The 18,639-nt window shown below is 28.5% G+C and carries 18 protein-coding genes; 2 read left to right on the top strand and 16 right to left on the bottom strand.

Annotated features, from left to right (window positions below; genetic code table 11):
• Positions 1-34 precede the first annotated feature (34 nt).
• Positions 35-1,012: a glycosyltransferase gene (locus tag Q0K76_RS04450; RefSeq protein WP_294612040.1), complete on the top strand. Its 978-nt coding sequence runs from the start codon at positions 35-37 to the stop codon at positions 1,010-1,012.
• A gap of 16 nt (positions 1,013-1,028) precedes the next feature.
• Positions 1,029-2,096 (top strand): glycosyltransferase family 2 protein, encoded by a 1,068-nt coding sequence (locus tag Q0K76_RS04445; protein ID WP_294612038.1) that lies wholly within the window; start codon positions 1,029-1,031, stop codon positions 2,094-2,096.
• A gap of 26 nt (positions 2,097-2,122) precedes the next feature.
• On the opposite strand, the gene msbA (Q0K76_RS04440) is transcribed toward Q0K76_RS04445, so the two are convergent.
• The 16 genes from msbA (Q0K76_RS04440) to rfbB all read right to left on the bottom strand — a co-directional run bounded on the left by msbA (Q0K76_RS04440) (position 2,123) and on the right by rfbB (position 18,637).
• Complete coding sequence (msbA, locus tag Q0K76_RS04440; protein WP_294612035.1) at positions 2,123-3,895, bottom strand: lipid A ABC transporter ATP-binding protein/permease MsbA; 1,773 nt, start codon at positions 3,893-3,895, stop codon at positions 2,123-2,125.
• 26 nt (positions 3,896-3,921) lie between these two features.
• A complete protein-coding gene (msbA, locus tag Q0K76_RS04435) occupies positions 3,922-5,658 on the bottom strand; it encodes a lipid A export permease/ATP-binding protein MsbA (protein ID WP_294612032.1) in 1,737 nt (578 codons plus the stop codon).
• A 125-nt stretch (positions 5,659-5,783) separates the two neighbouring features.
• Positions 5,784-6,842 carry a glycosyltransferase family 2 protein gene (locus Q0K76_RS04430; RefSeq protein ID WP_294612029.1) on the bottom strand — a complete coding sequence of 353 codons (1,059 nt, stop codon included), beginning with the start codon at positions 6,840-6,842 and terminating at the stop codon, positions 5,784-5,786.
• A gap of 128 nt (positions 6,843-6,970) precedes the next feature.
• Positions 6,971-7,921: a hypothetical protein gene (locus Q0K76_RS04425; RefSeq protein WP_294612025.1), complete on the bottom strand. Its 951-nt coding sequence runs from the start codon at positions 7,919-7,921 to the stop codon at positions 6,971-6,973.
• A complete protein-coding gene (locus Q0K76_RS04420) occupies positions 7,914-9,230 on the bottom strand; it encodes a UDP-glucose/GDP-mannose dehydrogenase family protein (protein ID WP_294612021.1) in 1,317 nt (438 codons plus the stop codon). Before Q0K76_RS04420 ends, Q0K76_RS04425 begins: the two co-directional genes overlap by 8 nt.
• A 2-nt stretch (positions 9,231-9,232) precedes the next feature.
• Positions 9,233-10,189: a UDP-glucuronic acid decarboxylase family protein gene (locus Q0K76_RS04415; protein ID WP_294612018.1), complete on the bottom strand. Its 957-nt coding sequence runs from the start codon at positions 10,187-10,189 to the stop codon at positions 9,233-9,235.
• Positions 10,190-10,271: 82 nt separating this feature from the next.
• Positions 10,272-11,327 carry a glycosyltransferase family 2 protein gene (locus Q0K76_RS04410; RefSeq protein WP_294612015.1) on the bottom strand — a complete coding sequence of 352 codons (1,056 nt, stop codon included), beginning with the start codon at positions 11,325-11,327 and terminating at the stop codon, positions 10,272-10,274.
• 44 nt (positions 11,328-11,371) lie between these two features.
• Positions 11,372-12,427, bottom strand: a complete 1,056-nt coding sequence (locus Q0K76_RS04405; protein ID WP_294612012.1) for a WavE lipopolysaccharide synthesis family protein — start codon at positions 12,425-12,427, stop codon at positions 11,372-11,374.
• Positions 12,428-12,450: 23 nt separating this feature from the next.
• The gene (locus tag Q0K76_RS04400) at positions 12,451-13,413 is read right to left on the bottom strand and encodes a glycosyltransferase family 2 protein (protein ID WP_294612011.1); all 963 of its coding nucleotides are present in this window, start codon (positions 13,411-13,413) and stop codon (positions 12,451-12,453) included.
• Between the two features lie 34 nt (positions 13,414-13,447).
• Positions 13,448-13,771, bottom strand: coding sequence for a hypothetical protein (locus Q0K76_RS04395; protein WP_294612009.1), 324 nt, complete (start codon positions 13,769-13,771; stop codon positions 13,448-13,450).
• Positions 13,771-14,505 carry a glycosyltransferase family 2 protein gene (locus Q0K76_RS04390; protein ID WP_294612007.1) on the bottom strand — a complete coding sequence of 245 codons (735 nt, stop codon included), beginning with the start codon at positions 14,503-14,505 and terminating at the stop codon, positions 13,771-13,773. The genes Q0K76_RS04395 and Q0K76_RS04390 overlap by 1 nt, the downstream gene beginning before the upstream one ends.
• 1 nt (position 14,506) lies before the next feature.
• The gene (locus Q0K76_RS04385) at positions 14,507-15,136 is read right to left on the bottom strand and encodes an HAD family phosphatase (RefSeq protein WP_294612004.1); all 630 of its coding nucleotides are present in this window, start codon (positions 15,134-15,136) and stop codon (positions 14,507-14,509) included.
• On the bottom strand, positions 15,126-15,752 hold the full coding sequence (locus tag Q0K76_RS04380; RefSeq protein ID WP_294612002.1) for a hypothetical protein: 627 nt from the start codon (positions 15,750-15,752) through the stop codon (positions 15,126-15,128). The genes Q0K76_RS04385 and Q0K76_RS04380 overlap by 11 nt, the downstream gene beginning before the upstream one ends.
• On the bottom strand, positions 15,749-16,498 hold the full coding sequence (locus Q0K76_RS04375) for a glycosyltransferase family 2 protein (protein ID WP_294611999.1): 750 nt from the start codon (positions 16,496-16,498) through the stop codon (positions 15,749-15,751). The genes Q0K76_RS04380 and Q0K76_RS04375 overlap by 4 nt, the downstream gene beginning before the upstream one ends.
• Positions 16,499-16,561: 63 nt before the next feature.
• Positions 16,562-17,560: a WavE lipopolysaccharide synthesis family protein gene (locus Q0K76_RS04370; RefSeq protein WP_294611996.1), complete on the bottom strand. Its 999-nt coding sequence runs from the start codon at positions 17,558-17,560 to the stop codon at positions 16,562-16,564.
• Between the two features lie 66 nt (positions 17,561-17,626).
• Positions 17,627-18,637, bottom strand: a complete 1,011-nt coding sequence (gene rfbB, locus Q0K76_RS04365; RefSeq protein WP_294611993.1) for a dTDP-glucose 4,6-dehydratase — start codon at positions 18,635-18,637, stop codon at positions 17,627-17,629.
• Positions 18,638-18,639 lie beyond the last annotated feature (2 nt).

The following is an 18,639-nucleotide window of genomic DNA, read 5'->3' as shown; positions in this document are numbered from 1 at the left end:
ATTGATTAAATACTTTATTATTAAAATAATTTATATGATTAACGCTAATAACTTTATTGATCAAGTAAAATCTCTTACTAACAATAACAATCCGAATTATCCAACATTAAATATTGCTTTAGGATTTGATGATAATTATGCAATGCCAGCTGGTGTGGCAATGTTATCGGTAATTAAAAACACACCAGATTATAACCTTAATTTTCATTTATTTATTGATAATGTCTCAGAGCAAAATATAGAAAAATTCAAACAACTGAGTGCTAATAACATTTCAATTACACTTTATTATTTAAATAATAACTTTGTTATAAATCCAAAAACACTTGTCTTACACATAAATACGGTATCAACCTGTATTCGTTTTATCATGCCAAAATTACTTGTATCAATAACAGATAAGTTAATTTATCTTGATAGTGATGTAATTTGTTTAAAATCCTTAGCAAAAATAGCCGAGTACGATATTGAAAATTATATTGCGGGAGTAGTCAGTGATACTAAAGATATGCAACAAACTATCAGTAATATGTATAAAATAGATTCAACTAAATATTTTAATGCTGGCGTTCTTTTGATAAACACTAAAAAATGGTGTGAAGCAAATATTACTGAAAAAGCTCTAGAATTAATCAATGATGGAAATGTATATAAATTTGCAGATCAGGATGTCTTAAATATTTTGTTAGAAAACAATACCCTGTTATTACCCATCAAATTCAATACTAAAATAAAAATCTCTATTGATGCGCATCAAGAAAAAGATATAAAACCATACACAGTCATTTTACATTATATCTCACAAAATAAACCTTGGTATAAAGTCTACCTTTCAGAAATATTTAAAAATTACTTTCAGCTTTCCCCGTGGAAAAATGAAAAATTACCGCTTAGTGGCGATAGCTCATCAATCAGAAATTATGCTAAATATTTAATGAAAAAAGGATGTTATGTTAAAACCATTTATTATTATGGCATATATTTGAAATATAAAATATTACTTAGAAAATAACCATTAAAGGGACATTATGATTAGTGAAAGTGCTTGTATATCTGTAATAATACCGTGTTATAACGTACAAAGTTATATTATTGATTGTCTAGATTCTGTTATTAATCAATCCTGTTTACCAAAAGAAATCATTTGTATTGATGATGGATCAACAGATGATACACTATTAATACTTCAACAATATGCATCAACGTACGGTTTTATTAAAATTATTCAACAAGCTAATCATGGCGTAAGTATAGCTAGAAATAAAGGTTTTGAAATAGCAACTGGTGATTATATTTTTTTCCTCGATTCTGATGATATATTAAATACTAATCTATTTTCTAAGTTTAAATTATTATTAAACTCAGAACCTAATTTAGAGTTCTTTTATTTTGATCATACTTCTTTTGAAAATGATGAAAAATACCCTACATCAAATCAAATTAAATCAATAGATACCGCACTTTTTCAATCTGGTACTTCGCTATTGAGTTATTTATTAGAAAGAAAGAATTATTCGGGTGTTGTATGGAGATATATATTTAAACGAGATTTATTTCAAAAAAAATTCACCGGAAAATTTCATGAAGACCACCTTGTTTCGCTTTCTCTTATATCAAAAGCAAAAATTGCATGTTATTGTATGACTAAACAAGCCTATTTCCATCGTATCCGAGTTTCATCATTGTCAGCACAAAAGAGTGATTATCTTTATGTTGATACATTAAAAAATATTTTGATTGAATGCATAAAAATCATTAATGAGTTACCTTTATCAAATATCGCTAAACGCAATTATATACTAGTAATGAACGTAACATATTTAGAATCATTGTTAAAATCGAATCAAATAATTGACCAGGAAAAAAAAGAAAGCATAATAAAAGATCTGGGGCTACTCAAAATTTTAATTAGAATTTATATAAACAATAAACCTAATGTTTTTAAAAACATTTGTTACCTGTTAAAATATATAAAACAAAATCCTTGTTCAATAAGCACAAAAAAAGCACTATTAAAATGTGCTTTGACTAAACAATACCCTTCATTAAATATCAAAAACAATTATATTGAATATTCAACATTACATAATTTATAACAAAATTCTTATAATAAAAAATAATACTATTCATTAAAATTACTTTTGTATAATTTTTTATATATACCATTTTTATTTAATAATTCAACATGAGTACCTTGCTCAATAATTTTTCCTTCATTCATAACTAATATTTCATCAGCATTTTCAATAGTTGATAATCGATGAGCAATAACGATAGAAGTTCGCCCCTTTTGTAATTCATCCAAAGCTTTTTGTATTGCACGTTCAGATTCTGTGTCTAAAGCAGATGTAGCTTCATCTAAGATTAAAATTGGATTATCACGTAATAAAGCTCTTGCTATCGCAATCCGTTGACGTTGTCCACCGGACAATAGTACTCCATTTTCACCTACCAATGTATCAAATCCTTTATCAAACTGCATAATAAATTCATAAGCATTAGCTCTTCTGGCTGCTTCTTCAATCTGTAATTGCGAAAATTCACCAATTTTTCCATAAGCAATATTATTAGCAATAGTATCATTAAATAAATGAACATGCTGAGAGACTAATCCAATCTGATTCCTTAAACAATATAAGGTATAATCTTGTATATTGACACCATCGATTAATATTTTACCTTGTGAAACATCATAAAAACGAGTTAACAAACTAGCTACTGTTGTTTTTCCTGAACCAGATCGTCCAACTAAAGCAACCGTTTTACCTGCCGATACAGAAAAACTGACGTGTTGTAAGGCTAGCTCATGTCTGGTTTCATAACCAAATGAAACATCTTCAAAAACAATATCACCCTTTACTTTTTCAATATTTAATGAACCTTTATCGTTTTCAATTGGCTGTTCTAAAATAGAAAATAATGTTTGACAAGCAGCCATTCCTTTTTGAAATCCTGCATTCACACTTGTTAGACTTTTAATAGGTTGCATCAAAGCAACTAAAGACGAAAAAACAACGGTAAATTCACCCGGTGTTATATTCAAATCAGGATTACTGGCGGTTAATAACACAAAAGCTATTGCAAAAGAAATAATAACTTGAACAATTGGTGTAGACAGTGCAGAGATAGAGACCAATCGCATGCTATCACGACGAAACTTATTACTTACTTTTTCAAAATGCTTTGATTCTTCTTCTTGAGCACCAAATATAATGATTTCTCGATGTCCTTTTAACATTTGTTCAACTGACATAGTGACATTACTCATAGAGTTTTGCATATTTTTTGCCAAACGTCGAAATCTAACTGATATAAAAGTGATAAGTGCAATTACTATTGGGGTAATAATGATTAAAGATAAAGACAACTGCCAACTATTATAAAACATCGTATAAAACAAACCACAGATGAAAGCTGATTCTCTAATAATAGTAATTAATGCATCGGACGAAGATGATGCCACTTGCTCGGTATCGTATGTTATACGTGATAATAATCGACCTGTTGAATTTTGATCATAATAACTAACCGGAGCATCAACAAAATGACCAAATAGTCTTTGTCGAACTTTCATCACAATTTTACCTGAAATTAATGATAGCAGAAGAGAATAAACATAATTTGCAATACCTCTTATTAAGACTAAACCAAAAATATAAAAAGGAGCCATCAATAAAAAATCTTGATCATTCATTGAAAAACCACGATCAAGCAAAGGGCGAAGTAAGGCAATTAATGAAGTATCAGCAAAAGCACTTGCAATGAGAAAAATAACAGCCAAAAATAAAATAAATTTATGTTCTGCAATTAATGGCCATAGTTTTAAGAAGGTTCTCCATGTTGATGAATCTTTGTCGATATCGTTATGATTTTCTCGGTTATTTTGTTGAGTCATAGTATTTATAATCTATTTTAGTTATATTAAGAATTAAATTGCATTTTATGCATTCGAGCATAAATTCCACCTAAATTGATCAATGACTGATGATTTCCATCTTCAAGAACTTTTCCATCATCAATGACTAAGATTCGATCTGCTTTTTCAATCGTAGATAACCGGTGAGCAATCATAATGGATGTTCGACCTTTTTGCAGAGTATCAATAGCATCTTGAACAAGTCGTTCGGACTCATTATCAAGAGCAGAAGTTGCTTCATCAAAAATTAAAACTGGGTTATTACGTAACAGCACACGAGCTATAGCAATTCGTTGTCGTTGTCCACCGGATAATAAGATACCATTGTCACCAATTTCAGTGTCTATGCCTTTTTCCAATTTATCAATAAATTCAATAGCATTTGCCAATGTAGCGGCCTTTACTATATCTTCTCGACTATGAAGTCCTTTTTCACCATAAGCAATATTTTCAGCAATAGTCCCATTAAATAAATGCACATTTTGAGAAACATAACCAATTTGTTTGCGTAATGAGCTCAACGTATATTCTTTAATATTTATAGCATCTAATAATATTTCACCTTGCGAAACATCATAAAAACGTGGGAGTAAACTTACAATTGTTGATTTACCTGCTCCCGAACGACCAACAAGTGCGATCGTTTGCCCAGCGTTTATTTTAAGAGAAATATTATTAAGTGCTGGTGTATTTCGAGTTGGATAAGTATAAGTTACATTTTTAAACTCAATATCTCCTTTAATTCTGTCAGCAATAATAGTTCCATGATCATCCTCTAACGGGGAGTTCAAAAGAGCAAATAGCGATTCACATGCCACCGCACCTTTTTGTAGTTCTACATGCAAACTTGTTAGTTCTCGTAACGGACGCATTACGGCAACCATTGCAGAAAAAACTACTGTAAAAGATCCTGGGGTAATATCTAAATTTTGACTGGCAACTAAATATAGTATAAAACCTAATCCAAAAGTAGCAACTAATTGAATAATTGGTGTCGATAACCTAGAAATTATTTCTATTTTCAACATTCCTTTTCGAACACAATCTGTTATGTAATTAAAATTACGTTTTTCATACTCTTTAGCATTAAAGATCAAGACTTCTTTATGTCCTTTTAACATTTCATCACTAGCAGTTGTAATTTGTCCCATTCCTTGTTGCATAGAGGCAATTGTTTGTCTAAACTTTTTTGCAATAAATTGAGCGATAAAAATAATCAGGGGAACTAAAACAACAAGGACGGCAGCTAATTTCCAGCTTCCATATAGCATAACTATACATAATCCTATTGCATAGGTTATCTCTCGAACAAGTATAATTAATGCATCAGAAGAGGCTTTTGATAGCATTTGAGCATTGAAAGTAATCACTGAAACAAGCTCCCCAACAGATTGCCTGTCATGAAAACTTATAGGACTCTTGACTAGATGATTAAATATCATTTGTCTAAATTTTGTTATTACTTTGCCAGATAACCAAGAAAGACAGTAAGTTGATATATAATTAGACATGCCCCTAAGTAAAATTAAACCAATAATTGCTACAGCAATCGCTATCAGCAGTGAATAATTTTTGTCCATTAAACCATGATCAAGCAAAGGCTTTGTCAAGGAAATTAAAGTTGCATCGGTAGTAGCATTTAATAAAAGTCCAAAGACTGCAACAATTAATGCTTTTTTATATGGTCTGATAAATGGCCAAAGTTTTTTTAACGTCGTAATTGAATTTAATTTTTGAGACATAATAAAGTATTTAAATAATAAAATTATTAACTATTATACTATAAATGGAACCTTGCTCGTTAATTTAATTATAAGTTAGATAGAATAAGTAAATACTTCAATCCTATACATAACAAACTGTGAATTTATTTTTTTATTTTAATTTTAATACCGAGCAAACAAAGAATATAATATTTGTCAGCATCCCAGATACCAAATAATCGCTGTTTCTTAGTCAAAAATAAATGATTTATTTTGCCAATATTATGATATTTTTTATTATATAATGAATTTAAATAATAATTATCAGGAAAATAAAATTTGAGATTAAATATATTAACAATTTCTGTTGCTTTATTTAAAGCAAGCATACGATCTTTTTTAGGAAGACAATGGAGCGACTCATAAATTTTTTGCTGAAATAAGTCAATTAAAACAGGTTTAAACATTTCAAATAAGTCCCATTTAAACACAAAATGGAGTAAATATTCAAAACCTAACAATGAATCTAATTCATGTAATGTTTTAGGATAGACTTTACCTTGTTGATTATGTTGACTCATTATCGATCCTGTTCTTATTAGATAATTATAAAGTTTATCATTCACGAAAAATGCGGAATCACTTACCAAAGCATAAGACCAGAAAAATGGATTATCTTCGTACCAAAGACCATTTGGAAATCTAATATCATATTTCTTTAATATTGAAAGTTTATAAATTTTATTCCATGCACAGACATCCATTTTTGCTATTACATCATTGGATAAATCAACCAAACCAGTATACTTATGTTCAAAATATCGTTGATCTTGTGTACGGCTAATATTATCTTCTATCACTAACTGAGTAGAGAAATAAACAAGATCAACTTTTGGATTATCGAAATAGAAAAGTGTATCTTGATAAGCATTAGACTCAATAAAATCATCAGAATCAACAAAAGTAATATATGAACCTTGAGCATGTTCAATACCGATATTTCTTGCAGAAGATAATCCACCGTTTTCTTTATTAATTATTCTAATTCTATCATCTATTCTTTGATATTTTTTTAAAATATCAAGTGAATTATCGGTTGAACCATCATTAACACAAATAACTTCCATACTTTTAAAAGTTTGATTAATAACACTATCTAAACATTTAATTAAATATTTTTCGGTGTTATATACAGGGATGATAACAGACAAAACAGGAAACATAACTATAAAACCTTCTTAAATCAATGCTAATAAAATAAAATCATAAATAAAAATTTATTTTATCCATCTAAAATCTAATGCTTTGCTTAAACAATAAATATATTTTTTTATCAGTTAACATGCTTAAGTTAATGTTTATAAAATTTCTTCATGTTTTCAATTTTCTTTTGTAATCTATTAATTTTATTTTTAACGAGACAATAAGGGAATAAACTTAATAAAAATCGTAATATAATCCTTTTGAAATACCTACTTTTAGAATTTCTACTTAGCTTATTATCTTGCAACATCTCTGTTTTAATAACGTCAAAATCAGGACCGTGCCTATAATTAATAGGAAATAAAGTCATCTCTTTTTTCTTCCAAAAATTTGCCCACCAAACCTCCATACAATAAAAATTTTCTGGGAAGATATTGTCATTAAACTCAGTATACAATGACGAAGACTTATCAATATTTTCAGGCTTACCGAAAAAAATTAAATCAGAACCTGCCAAAAAACGTGGATCCTCAATCAAATTACCTCGTCCAAAAGGATTAAAACCATGAAAAATAGCCTTATCAGGTATTTTTAGCCCAAAGTTAACATAGCAACTAATAATGTTATCAATACGGAAAGGAGATTTAAAAAAAATATCAGGTCTCGTCACAATAACCCAATCATAGTGAATATTATTCTCTAATTCATATTCATTACGCAATTTATTTACTATATAAATGGTATACGAATTATTTAAACATCCCTTTTTAGCTCGAGGAAATCGACCAATTTTCTCAATTAAAACTTCGTCTTGACAATCTAACTGTGATTCAACAACTATTTTTTTTGGTTGATATAGCTTATTAACTAAAGAAAGCTCTTCATTTGTTAATGATTTATCAGTTAAAGCCTTTCCATCTAAATTACGGTAATTTATTGTTGCATGATCTAATTCATTCCAAGTATGAATAAAAATATCAATTTGATAATCATCTAATATATTTTCTTTTAATAAATATTTATTAAATGATTCAAAGGTATACTCAAATGTTCTTAAATGTCCAAATAATTGAATTGCAATTCTTTTTGAGTTACTCATCAAAATAGTTTCCTATACCCAGAGAACTAAAGGAAAAACCTAACTTAAAAGCTTCTTGTTTATTTAGCATATTTCTAGTATCAAAAATATTTTTCAATCTCATTTTTTTATTTACAATATTTAAATCATAGTTTCTAAAATCATCCCATTCGGTAAGCACTACCAAAAGATCTGCGTTATCGGCAACTGAATACATATCTTTTGCATAGCTTATTTTATCTCCCAAGATTAATTTAGCGTTTTTCATACCTTTTGGGTCATAAGCAACAATATTTAATTTATAATTTAATAATTCAAATATAATGTCCATCGCAGGACTTTCTCTACAATCATCAGTCCCTCCTTTGAATGTTAAACCTAAAATAGCAACTTTAGGATTTTCAATATGATCCACTGTTAATATGATTTTTTTTGCTATCTCTTTTTTACGTTTCTCATTACCATTTATGGCAGCCTCAATAAGAGTTAATTCCACATTATTTTGCTTAGCCATAAAATACATGGCATGAGTATCTTTAGGGAAACAACTGCCCCCATAACCCGGACCTGGATTTAGAAACTTACTTCCTATACGAGAATCCATTCCCATTCCTTCAGCCACCTCATAAATATCTGCATTTACTTTTTCACAAAAATCAGCCATTTCATTAATATAATGAATTTTCATAGCAAGAAATGCGTTAGAAGCATATTTGATTGTTTCACTAGATCTTCTTTTAACAAATAAAATCTTAGATTTTTCTTTAAATGGCTTATACAATTCATTTAACTTAGCTTTTGCCCTTTCTGAATTTGTACCAATCACAATACGATCAGGATTAAAAAAATCATAAACAGCGAACCCCTCTCTTAAAAACTCAGGTAATGAAACAACATCAAAATCAGCTTGAGGATTTCTTTTCGAGATTAAATTTTCAATATCATCACCTGTACCTACAGGAACTGTTGATTTGTTTGCTATGATAGTATATCCGTCTAAGTATTGCGCTAGTTCGGTAGCCGCTGCATGAACATATTTCATATCAGCTTCTTTTGTTACTGGATGAGGAGGTGTTCCAACGGCAATAATCACAATATCCGAACCTGATATACCTTCTTGCATAGATGTGGTAAATGAAATATTTCCGTTCTTCAAATTTTTTTTTAATAATTCTTCTAATCCGCTTTCAAAAAGAGTAATTTCTCCTTTTTTTAAATATTCAATTTTCGTAATTTCCCTATCTATACATTTTACTTTGTGCCCTAACTCTGCCAACCCTACCCCTGTAGGTAATCCAACATAACCGGTTCCAATGATGCCTATTTGCATAATTATTTGCCTCTAATAATCAATTCTGATTTAAAATATTTAATTGTTTCTTCTAAACCATGGTCCAAGTCAATTTGTGGTTCCCATAATAATTTTTCTTTTGCTAAAGATATATCTGGTTTTCGTTGCGATGGATCATCTTGGGGTAAATCACAATAAATAATTTTAGAAATACCTCCTATTTTCGCAATAATTTTCGTTGCTAGTTCTTTTATTGTAAACTCACTAGGATTACCAATATTAACTGGTCCAACAAAATCATCAGGACTTGCCATCATTTTTATCATTGCATCAATAAGTTCATCTACATAACAAAATGAACGAGTTTGATCTCCTTGACCATAAATAGTAATATTTTCACCTCGTAGCGCCTGACAAATAAAATTACTTATCACTCTTCCATCATTAGGATCCATTTTCGGACCGTAGGTATTAAAAATACGAATTACTTTTATTATGACATTTTTTTGCCTATAATAATCAAAAAATAAACTCTCTGCACATCTCTTTCCTTCATCATAACAAGCTCTTATACCAATAGGATTAACATTCCCCCGATAACATTCAACTTGAGGATGAGTTAAAGGTTCTCCGTAGATCTCCGAAGTAGATGCTAATAAAATTTTAGCTTTTTTGCTTTTTGCCAATTCCAACAAATTGTTGGCTCCATATACACATGTTTTTGTCGTCATAATAGCAGCTTTTCCTTGATAAGCTGGAGGAGAAGCTGGGCACGCTAAATGATATATTTCATCAATAGGACATTCTATACTTAGAGGATAAATAACATCATGTTTAATAAATAGAAAATTAGGATCATTAATTATTTCATCTAAATTTTTTATTCGACCTGTATAATTATTATCAATACAAATAACTTTATTTCCTTCATTAATGAGTCTGATACATAAATTAGAGCCTAAAAAACCACTTCCACCTGTAACTAAGATAGTTTTCATTAAAGTATATTCCTTATATTAAGGTTAAATAAAATACTACTTCAAGGTTAAATAAAATACTACTTCAAGGTTGAATAAAATACTACTTCCAAAGAAAGGCAAGTTTTTTCTCGATTTTTTCTATGCAATTTTTAGGTTCAAAAATCACTTGATAAATAAAATGGAACAATATTAGGATAATTTGCGAAGGAATAAAAACTAATTTTACTAAACAATGAACTATGCCATATTTTCTGCTTAACAAAAAACTTAAATAGTGTAAATAAGGAATAAATTTTGAATTGTTCTTTTTATATTTTTTTAAATCATTTAATAATCTACTATATCTATATTTTGTTGCATCGTAGATATTTTGTTTTAATTTACGTTTTGATACAATTTTTTCTTGTTTGTAAATCTCAATAATGTTGCGAATAAATCTTTCGTGCTCTAAAAAATGTTCAATAAACAAGGTACTTGATACAGATTCTTCATGCATACGCCATCCAACATATCCTGCATTAAAACAGCAAAAACTTTTATCTTTTTTATACGAATCCATAACGAAATCAAAAAATAATTGCCAATCACAAAGAAACTTATAGCTTTCATCCATTCCTTTTACTTGAGACAATAATGAGCTACGAAAACATAAACATGATGGCAAAACAGTATGAGTAAAAATACTTCTATCTAACCAAACTTTCGATTTATATAAATTCATTTTTACATCTTCTTGTTCAGCGACAAAATCTAATTGTTTAGAAAAAGCAATACTACAATGATATAAAAAATCAACTTCAGGATTTTTTTCGAAAAATTCTATCTCTTTACCAATACATTGAGGAGAAATAAGATCATCCGAATGAAGAATCCTAATATACGAACCACTTGCAATCTTTAACCCTTGATTTGTATTAGGTGCTTGCAGTATATTAGGTTTAGTAAAAATATACTTTATAATCATTCCTTTATATTGATATAAAGAAACTAATTTTTTAATTTTATCTCTATCCTCAATTAGAGGTGAGTCATCTGATATTATCACTTCGAAGTCTTTACAGTTCTGATAATATAATGATTTTAATGTATCCTCAAATAAATTAACCCTTCCATGTGTAGGTACAACAACTGACAGTTTAATTATGTTTTTTTTCATTTAATATATACCTATTGAAATGTAAAATCTAATTACACTGGAATTTACTTATTCCACTTCTTAAGTAAAGGAATAGCTAATTTAGACAACAATGGAAACATCAATGTTAGTTCAGTTGCCCAATAAATATATCTTTGATCAAACTTCCTAAATTTCGGATAAAGTCTTTTATGAGACTCTTTGAAATTTTTCAAAAGAGAATACCTTTGAAAATTTATAGGAAAATAATATTTCCTTCCATTGGAAAAACTATTGTATATTTTGAGGAAATCAATATAAGTAATAACCCTCCATCTATCAGCACCAATTCTCATTTTTTTTAAAAATTTTATTCCAAATTGCTTTTCAGAGAGAATTATCAAATTATTTGCATAACTTTTTAGTGTTTCCTCAATTGATTTATTATTGATATCAAACATATGATCAGCATGTATTTTCTTGAATTTACTTATAAAACCAATCCAAATTATTTGTTCTGGATTATATCTAGCAATAAGATGAGAATAGAATTTTTTGACTAATTCTGGTTTTGGTTTATTTTCAAACCAATACTTATCCTTTTCGGTGAGAAAATTATTGTCCCATAATGACAACATATCTTCTCTTAGACCAAATGAACACCAGTCACTTGGACACATTGGAGACTCCCAATACCGAGGATCTCTTGTTACCATATTGGGTATTATAATCCTTCTATTTAGGAAATGCCATTCATCATCATAATTACAAAATTTATTAAAATATTTTATAAATCCCTTATGATCTAAAAAAATATCACTTCTTATCTTTAAGACATATAAACGTGACGATTGTTTTAATCCTGAAACAGTAGAAATAATTTGTCTTTCAACATTATTTTTTTCGTGAGGACTCATATCAAAATTACCAGGATCTTTATTAAATATAACTTTATCATAATTAAGACGTTTTACGTTACTTCCATCCCAAGTAGACAATATGATTTCACAATTTGGTAATTGCTTTCGAATACTATTTAAACATATAGGTGTATTTATTTCATCTATAGCACCCTGAACTACTACAGATATATCCGTGTCTTTAATATTTTTATCTACCGTATTTTTTCTATTTAATAGCATTTTAAAATTAATCCAATGTTAAATTAATGTTCAAGTTGTTCTTTTTTACTCTTAAAAATCAATTTTAAAAATTTACGTAAAAATAATAACCTAAATAAGAAATTTAGTGATTTATAATCTCTAACAAGTCGAGAAGTTCTATAAGAAAAAGCACAAGATTTATATAAATTAATCTCTACGAAACCAAAATCATTCGGGTGTTTTTTTAAAAAATTCAAGTTAGAATCACTGATTTTCTTATATTCTTTATAATTGGATAATTTAGTCAAAATTTTATTAGTATTAGAACCATTATGAATTCTGTGATATACCATTCCAGGTCTAAACTGAATAATTTGTTCTTTGTTATTAAATGCTTCAATTACTAATTTAGAATAAAAGTCCCAATCGCAAGCTCTTTTCATTTTGTTATTAAATCCACCTATAATGTCCAAACTTTTCTTCTGAAACAATAATGAAGATGGAATAGCACAATGAGTATGTAAACCGTATACTATCATATGATATGCACTAGCTTTGTTATACGTTGGTAATACATTAGCATTGGTAATTATTTCATCAGAATGACTAAAATTAATAATTGAATGAAATATTAAATTAATATCCTTATTTTCTTCTATTATTTTTTTTTCTAACTTAAATATATTAGAATGTAAAATATCATCAGAATGAAGAATTCTTATCCATTCACCATTTGCATAATGCAACCCTTGATTCGTATTTCCACTTTGTCCAAGATTAGATTTAGTAAAAACATATATAACATTAACCCCCATTGTTGCATAAATATCCTGAACCCACCTTTTTATAGTTAATCTATCTCTTTTCGAGTTAGAATCATCAGAAATAATAATTTCAATATCTTTAAAATCTAGCTTTTTAAGCGAGTTTAACGTTACTTCTAATAGAGATAAACGTCCATGCACAGGTATAACTAAACTAAAAAAAGGTTTATTTTCATTATTACCAAAAAACAAATGTTCCACTACTAAATTCCTTTTTTAAAATTAATATGCTTCTTTATTTTATGTATTTATCATTATTTGCACCGGGTAATTTAACCACAACATTTATAGTATCATCCTCAAGACACTCAAAATCGGTAGCTTCTTCAGGCTCCATAACAATAATATCACCAGCACAATATTCAACATTATTCATTTTCACCCTGCCTGATAGAATAACCGTATATTCGGTTGCAATTTTATGATAATGTTTCTCTTCACAATCGCCTTTTTTATATTTTTTCACTGCGACTTCGACATCATTAGTTTTACAAACAGATGGTTCAAAATTACCAATAAACCAGCCTTTTACCATGTCATTTAGCTTTGCAATTTTCATTATTTACTTTCCTTAACATCCATTAGTTCAGTTAAATATTGAGCCAATTGCATCTCTGTTTTTAATGGGTGAAATTTTTCATTTGTAATTTTATAAAGTAACACTTTTTTTTGTTTAAGAATCATTTCATTGAGTGTTTGACTTAAATAAAACGATCCGTTAATTAAATTATCTTTGCGAATTACATTTTTAGCGCTTTCAACAAAATCAGAACCTTTTTTATAGTAATAAAATGAAACTAAAGCATTTTTACTAATAGGTTTTTTTTCAGATACCTCAATAACAGAATTATCGTCACCTAATTTTGCAAATGAATATCTTGGATGAACAGAATTAAAAGAAATCACTCCTGCATCACTTTGATTGTTTCTAAAAAAATTTAGAATATTTTCGCTTGATACTTCGATAAAATCATCAACCGCTAATAAAATTAACTCTTCTTCATTATCGATATACTCAATACCTAGCAATGCAGTACATACAGCCCCTTTAGTTTTGCCATTTATAACAATAATTTCACTATCAGGTACTAGCTGTTTGATAACTGAATCGACTTGAAAGTTTTTAATATCTAAATCTTTTATACAAAACAAGAACTTTCTAGGATTCAATCCTTTACAATAATCGATTTGTTTTTCAATGATTAGTTTTTCATTAATTTCTGTTAAGTAAAGAGGATAATTTTCTCCATTCTTTTCAAAATTTTGTCCCCCCATTAAGAAGATAATTTGCATTTTAAATCCCCTTTTCTATTTCTAAAATCCGATTCTTAATATTATCGTAAGTAACTTCATCTACTGTTTTTACAACTAATAAGTGAGCTCCAGATGCTTTTGCCGCTTTAATGCCATTTTCATTGTCTTCAACAACCAAGCATTCCGACGGAGATAACCCCATTTTTGACATTGCAGTCAAATAGATTTCAGGATCTGGTTTTGCATTTTTTACATCTTGATTACTTAACATAAATTCTAAATAATCAGTCAACTTTGCATAATCCATCATCATTTTTATTGTCATTCTTATTGAGTTGGAACCTACTGCAAGGCGGTAACCTTCGGATTTTAACTTTGATAATGCATATTCATGATTGAAACGAGGGCGACATAAATTTTGAATCATAGAAACAGTATATTGCTGTTTCATTTCATTGATAAATTCATGTAATTGATTAGGTAATCCTTTTTCTAAAGTCAATTTTTTCAACTTCATGGATGTAGGTAATCCATCATAACTTGTCAAATGTTCGAAACGATTTATCTCATATCCGAATAATTGTAAGGCTTGATTTAGCGCTTCATAATGCCAATCTTTCGCTTCTATTAACACCCCATCCATATCAAATAAAACAGCTTTAATTTTCATTAAAATACTCCCTTGCTCTTTCAGGAAAATCCGTGCAAATCATCAAATTATCACTATCTAAATATTTACTTTTTAGAATAGTTGCCCACTGTTTTGAGACATTCCTTTTATGTAAATCAGCTGAGACAAGACAAACCTTTTTTCCTTGATTAAGGAGACGATCTATTTCTGTGTAATCATACCAATCAGAATTAAAACAATCTAACCAAACCCCATCACATTCAGATAACAAAACAGGTTGTGTCAAAATATCACTTAACCCAGTAAAAACTTTCATTTTATTTTTTACCTGACAAACAAGATCAGGGATAGACATATCAAAAACAAAATAATTAGTATGATTGTATTTTTCAAGTGAATTTTTGATGCTAAGAAATAATCCATCAGCTTTAATATTTAAAGCTAATGGCAAATTTCGACCATCCATTATATTTAATAAATGATCAAAAGTTATTTCATCACCTTTCGGCATATCATGCGATATTACTATTTCACCATCATGATCTCTTAAGTCAGTTTCGGTACCAAAACCACAATCAAAACTTCGTTTAAAAGACGTTATTGTATTTTTTTCATCCTTAGTTTTCCAAAATCCTCGATGAGATAAAATAATCATTTTTTAATCCTTTGAGAAATTGGATGATTAATAAAAAAATCTAAATCTTTGGGTATACCTAATCCATACATGCCATTATATTCTTCACCAATTCCATATATACCTATTTTTTTTCCTTCTTGTACTAAATAATTATAACAAGGACAGGTGTAAAACTCATTATTGACTCGAATATTATCTCTAATCATTTGTTCAGCAGCTTTAACTAAATATTTACCTTTAGAAAAATTAAATATTCCGACAGTTGCATCATCTGATATTACCTTTTTTTCTGCCGTTTCCGTAACTAAACCGTTACTATCGGTTTTAGCATATGACCATTTTGGATCTTGAGATTTCATTGTCATAATCATTCCATCTAAATTTCTAGTAGAGATGGCATCTAAATATTCATTAATATCAAAATCTATAAATTGATCTGCATTTGCGTTCATTAAAGGTTCATCGTTATCAAAAAATCTCTTAGCAAGTAATGCCGTACAAACCTGGCCTTCAGTAATTCCATCAATACCAATAATTTCAACATGTTTTGAGTACGATTTTAATTTAGGTATCAAATCATATTCATCAATATGTCGTTTTTGACAAATAAAAATAAATCGATGTTCACATTTAGGAGATAAATTATCTACAACAACTTTTATCATTGGTACATCATGAATAGGAATAAATGGTTTTGGTATTGAATAACCAGCATCGGTAAATCTACTTCCTCTACCTGCCATAGGTAATACGATATTTAGCATATATATCTCTTTTTTAATTAATTGAAATTAAATACTAGCTATTTATTTTATCAAATAATAGTGTCAAATTCTTGATATTTTATTTCTAATTTTTTTTCTCAATTTTTTATTTTTTTTCCCGACAATCGGTAATGTAACTAATTTTGCAATTATTTTTAACAAACGATAATAAAGTAAAATTGAATTTAATTTCAACCTTTCCATATTCATCCCCGCAAACTTATTAGGCGTTAGCGTCACATATTTATAATATAATCTTTTCCATTCAATATGAGTTATACATGAAAAATGATCTAATTTACGAAAATTATTTAATTTAGCAGGAGGTATTAAATTAAATAATTTCCAATCTAAAAAAATAAAATTAGAAGTAAAATAACGTTCTGTTTGCATTATATTGTTTTCACTTGCCGGCTCATAATTACTACATGAAACGTTTTTATTGTTTTTTTGTAAAAATGTAATAAAGATATATTGCTCAGGGGCATATTTTCTATCCCATTTACCATCTTTTTTAATATAAAACTCATCTGACTTACTCATTAAAGCAATATCAAATAAATTGAATAAATCATCTTTTAAACCAAAAAAAGCAATATCTGAAGGATGAAACATCAAATTAACTTTTCTAGGGTTTCGTGAAAAATAACTACATGCTAGAATTTTATGCTTGAATATAACGAAATCTGGTTCAACGAGGTCATATCTATCAAAAAACTTTAAAAAAGAACTTCCTTTGAGTATAAAATCACTCCGTATTTTTAAAACATATTTATTTTTTGCAGCTGCAATTCCATTTCTGCTTGAAACAATTAATCGATTAATATTATTAGTTTTTAACTGATTACATTTATGCGTAAATCCCCCAGGGTCATCATTAAGTATCAATTTATCATAATTTAAGCTGTAAACATTAGAACCATGCCATGTTGATAATATAATTTCAGCATTCGGAAGAAAATTCCTAATACTTAACAAATTATGTTCCGTTAAATTTGGATAAATAGGTCCCTGAACAACAACCGATATCTCGTCAGTTCTAATCATTTTATCACCACTCATAATTCATCTTTAATATCACTTAAGTAAAATTTTAACGAAAAACTTAACTATTATATAGATTATTAATTATAAATTGCGTGTTTTTACTATTAATTCAACAGTTTTTCTTAGTCCACTAATAAAATTTTCTTGTGGCATCCAGCCTAATTCCTTTTTAATTTTTGACGAATCAATGGCATATCGATAATCATGTCCAAGACGATCTGGTACAAACTGAATAAGATCTTTATATTGCTTAATACCTACTGGATGATTAGGAACTAATTCCTCTAGAATTGAGCATATTGTAAATATTAAATCAATATTTTTATATTCATTATTACAACCAATATTATATGTTTCACCCATTTTACCTTTTTCTAACACTTTATATAAAGCCTTAACATGATCTTCAACATAAAGCCAATCGCGAACTTGTGAACCATCACCATAAATGGGCAATGGCTTACCATTAATTGCATTATATATAACTAATGGAATCAGTTTCTCGGCATGCTGAAATGGTCCATAATTATTAGTACTGTGAGTAATAATAGTTGGCAAACCGTAAGTTTGATGCCAAGCACTAACTAAATGATCGCTTGACGCTTTTGAAGCGGAATAAGGATTGCTGGGAGCATAAGGCATTGATTCGGTGAAAAATAATTCAGTATTTTCTAAATCACCATAAACTTCATCCGTTGAAACATGAATAAAACGAAAATTATTTTTTGACTTTTCAGATAAAGAGCTCCAATAATATCGAGTTGCTTCAAGCAGAGTGTAAGTTCCTGTAATATTTGTTTCAATAAAATTAGCCGAGCTATTAATTGATTTATCTACATGACTTTCTGCCGCTAAATGAAACACAGCATCAGGTTGATATTGTCTAAAAATACGATTTAACTCTTGCCCATTACAAATATCAATTTGTTCAAAATGATATCTCTCATTATTCGATACCATTTCGAGTGATTTCAAGTTTGCCGCATAAGTTAACTTATCAATATTAATAACATGATTATGTGTAAAGTTAATCAAATAACGCACAACAGCTGAGCCTATAAAACCAGCTCCACCGGTTACTAAAATTTTCATAG

This window comes from uncultured Gilliamella sp. (genome assembly GCA_945271295.1).
GTDB lineage: Bacteria > Pseudomonadota > Gammaproteobacteria > Enterobacterales > Orbaceae > Gilliamella.
The sequence above is the reverse complement of the archived record's forward strand: the minus strand, read 5'-3'. Positions and strand labels throughout refer to the sequence as shown.